The organism is Streptomyces calidiresistens (assembly GCF_014141525.1).
Taxonomy (GTDB): Bacteria; Actinomycetota; Actinomycetes; order Streptomycetales; family Streptomycetaceae; genus Streptomyces; species Streptomyces calidiresistens.
Genome location: NZ_VKHS01000574.1, coordinates 1 through 3,644, shown reverse-complemented (window position 1 = coordinate 3,644; position 3,644 = coordinate 1). Strand labels below are relative to the sequence as shown.

Sequence of the window (3,644 nt, the reverse complement as noted above, 5' to 3'; positions counted from 1 at the left end):
GCGGGAGGGTCACCGGGGGCGCTCGGTCGATCCCGGGCGCCGGGAAGCTCAGGCGAGCGCCTCGGGGTCCAGCAGCATGCTGCCGCCCAGGACCAGGCACCCGATCGAGACGAGGTGGAAGACGAACACCCACAGTCCCCCCGGCACACCGGTCAGGCGGGAGAGCTGGTCGGCGTCGGAGTCGGGGGCGCCGCCGCGCCGCCGCTTGCGCTGGAGCTCGAAGACCGGCCGCACCCCGCCCAGCAGCAGGAACCACACCGCGAGATAGCCGAAGGCGGCCTGGACGCCCGGCCCGGTCAGCCAGGAGACGAGGAAGAAGACGCCGCCGGTGAGGACGACCGTCAGCGCGCCGTAGACGTTGCGGATCATCACCAGCATGGCCAGCAGGAGCGCGGTGGCCCCCCACAGCAGCACGGTCAGCCGGCCGGCCCCCAGCAGAGCCGCTCCGCCGAGTCCCAGCAGGGAGGGCGCGGTGTAGCCGGCCGCGGCGGTGAGGATCATCCCGGGACCGGTGGGCCTGCCCCGGGAGACGGTCAGTCCCGAGGTGTCGGAGTGCAGCCTGATGCCCTCCAGGGTGCGGCCGGTGAGCAGGGCCACCAGCCCGTGCCCGCCCTCGTGCGCGATGGTCACGGTGTTGCGGGTGATCCGCCAGATGGTCCACGGGCCGATCAGGACCAGGGCACCGACGGCCGTCGCGAGCACCAGCCACAGCTCGGGGTGCGGCTGGGTACCCGTCACCCGGTCCCACAGCCCGGCGATCTCCGTCACGTCCACGTCTGGCCCATCGCGTCCGCCGGATCCGTACCGGTCCGGCCCCAACCGGCTGAGCGGATCCCGCAGCGGGTGCGGGAGCCGGGAAGGAGAACGGGCCCCCGACCGCCGAAGCGGAACGGGGGCCCGATCCTTCCATCAGGGTGAGCGACGGGACTTGAACCCGCGACCACCTGGACCACAACCAGGTGCTCTACCAACTGAGCTACGCCCACCACGACCGGGTGTTTCGGGGGTGTCCCCGCCCCGGCCACAATGAGTGTACAGGGTGCCGGAGCGTGCTCGTGCCGGTGTTCGGCGCGGCGTGCCGGACGGCCTCAGCCCGCCGGCAACACGTGTCGCTCGGCGATCCGCCGCGCGGTGGCGGAGTCCGGCCCGGGCTGTTCCACGAAGATCGCCTCGCGGTAGTAGCGCAGCTCGGCGATGGACTCGCGGATGTCGGCGAGCGCCCGGTGGTTGCCGTTCTTCTCGGGACTGTTGAAGTAGGCCCGCGGGTACCACCGGCGCGCCAGTTCCTTGACCGAGGAGACATCGATGATCCGGTAGTGGAGGTACGCCTCCAGCTCCGGCATGTAGCGGGCGAGGAAGCCGCGGTCGGTGCCCACGGAGTTCCCGCACAGCGGGGCGCGGCCGGGCTCGGGCACGTGCTCGGTGATGTACTCCAGCACCCGGCGCTGGGCGTCGGCGAGGTCCGTGCCGCCGGGCAGTTCCTCCAGGAGCCCGGAGTCGGTGTGCATCCGCCGCACGATCTCCGGCATGGAGTCCAGGGCCTCCGCGGGGGGACGGATGACGATGTCCACCCCGTCCCCGAGGATGTTCAGCTCGGAGTCGGTGACCAGCGCGGCCACCTCGATGAGTGCGTCGTCGTCCGGCGAGAGGCCCGTCATCTCGCAGTCGATCCACACCATGCGATCGTTCATGCGAACACCATACGACCCCCTCATGCGACCGCGGGGTGTCGTGTCGGGCCACCCCGGGGCCCGGCCGACGGTTCGCACCGCTCCGGGGAGGAACGGCCGGGTGCCGGGGTCGTGCCGGCACGGCCCTCCCGTCGGCGCCGCCTCCCGAACCCCCGAACCCCGCGGGGGTCGTGCCGGGGCGGACCCGTGGGTCCGCCCCGGCACGGCCCCGGTGCCCTCAGGACGCGGGACGGGGCCGCTGGGCCGGGAACCGCGGCGACCACCCGTCGCGCACCGGCTTGTCCCGTCCGGGCGCCTCGCCGGCGCGGGGCGGCGACCCCGGTCGCTGCTCGCCGGGCCCGGTGGGACCGGCGGGGGCGTGGGAGGGCCGACCGGCCGGGTGGAGCGCTCCCGGGCGGGCCGACGGTCCGCCCGGCTCCCCCTCACCGGAGCGTCCCGGCTCCGCCCCGGAGTGCGCCCGTCCGCCCCGGTGGTCGGCCTCGGGGCGGTTGCCCCTGGCGGGGGGCGGAACGGTGGGCTGCGAGCCCCCCTCGCCCTGTCCCCGGGACTGCCGCCGGGCCCGGTACGCGGCCCGGTAGGCGGCCGGCGAGGAGCCGAGCTGCCGCCGGAAGTGACCGCGCAGCGCCACCGGGGAACGGAACCCGCAGCGGCCCGCGACCTCGTCCACCGAGTAGTCGGAGACCTCCAGCAACCGTTGGGCCTGGAGGACCCGTTGGGTGATCAGCCACTGCAGGGGAGCGCTCCCGGTGAGGGCACGGAACCGCCGGTCGAAGGTGCGCCGGCTCATGTAGGCCCGGGCGGCGAGCGCCTCCACGTCGAACTGCTCGTGGAGGTGCTCCAGCGCCCACGCGACCACCTCGGCCAGCGGGTCGGCCCCGATGTCCTCGGGTAATGACCTGTCCAGAGGCCGCTGTTGACCCGCCGGTTCGGCGGGACCGACCGTTCTGCGGACGGGCAGCACCAGCCGCCGGGCGAGGGCGTTGGCGGCCTCCGCCCCGTGATCGGTGCGCACGATGTGCAGGCACAGGTCGATCCCGGCGGCCGTGCCGGCGGAGGTGAGGATGTCGCCGTCGTCCACGAAGAGTTCACGGGGATCGACGTGGACCGAGGGATAACGCTTGGCCAGGGTCGGCGCGTACATCCAGTGGGTGGTGGCGGGTCGGCCGTCCAGCAGGCCGGCGGCCCCCAGCGCGAACGCCCCCGTGCACAGGCCGACGACGCGCGCGCCCTCGGCGTGGGCCCGGCGCAGCGCGGCGAGGGCCGGGGCCGGTGGCGGACCGGTGATGGACCGCCAGGCGGGCACGATCACGGTGCCGGCCCGCGCCACGGCGCCCAACCCGTAGGGGGCGCGCAGTTCCAGCCCCCCGGTGGTGCGCAGGGGGCCCTCCTCACCGGCGCAGACCAACAACCGGTAGCGGGGGACACCGGCGTCCTGTCGGTCCACGCCGAACACGGAGAGCGGGATGGAACTTTCGAACATGGGACTGCCGCCGAACAGCAGCACCGCGACGACTTCGCGGCGCCGCCGGGTGGCGAGCCTGTCCGCCGCCGGTGGGCGGGGCCCCCTGGCGACCTCGGGGCCGTGCGTTGGGTCCTGGCTCATGCTCCTCAGTTCCCTCGGTTGACGCATCCTCTCGGTCCTGCACGTTTCCCCCGACCGTGATTGCCAAGATCGAATCTACTGTGTCGGATGGGGTCGGCGGGACTGGTTCGCCACTCGGCACTAAATCGACATGACTACGTGGCGTGAAGCATTCGATCAGGAAGCGTTCCACGCCTCGGCAGTTGGCGGAAGTACGCCTCGCTCCGGCGTCCGAGGGTGGGCCGGGGGGCATCGGGAAGTTGGCCGAAAACAGGAGGCGTCGGGTTCCGGCCGGCCCCGGCGCCGCCCGGGGGGAAAACCGCCGGTGACAGCGCCGGCGTCCCGGGGGCGGACGTCGAACGGGCGCAAAA

Annotated in this window: 3 protein-coding genes and 1 tRNA gene; all 4 read right to left on the bottom strand. The window is 73.7% G+C overall.

Annotated features, from left to right (window positions below; translation table 11 throughout):
- Positions 1-48: 48 nt before the first annotated feature.
- The gene (locus FOE67_RS19805; protein WP_438874259.1) at positions 49-768 is read right to left on the bottom strand and encodes a M50 family metallopeptidase; all 720 of its coding nucleotides are present in this window, start codon (positions 766-768) and stop codon (positions 49-51) included.
- Between the two features lie 145 nt (positions 769-913).
- A tRNA-His gene (locus FOE67_RS19800) sits at positions 914-986 on the bottom strand.
- A 102-nt stretch (positions 987-1,088) separates the two neighbouring features.
- Complete coding sequence (orn, locus tag FOE67_RS19795) at positions 1,089-1,691, bottom strand: oligoribonuclease (RefSeq protein ID WP_182666188.1); 603 nt, start codon at positions 1,689-1,691, stop codon at positions 1,089-1,091.
- 217 nt (positions 1,692-1,908) lie between these two features.
- Positions 1,909-3,294, bottom strand: coding sequence for a GlxA family transcriptional regulator (locus tag FOE67_RS19790; RefSeq protein WP_182666186.1), 1,386 nt, complete (start codon positions 3,292-3,294; stop codon positions 1,909-1,911).
- Positions 3,295-3,644 lie beyond the last annotated feature (350 nt).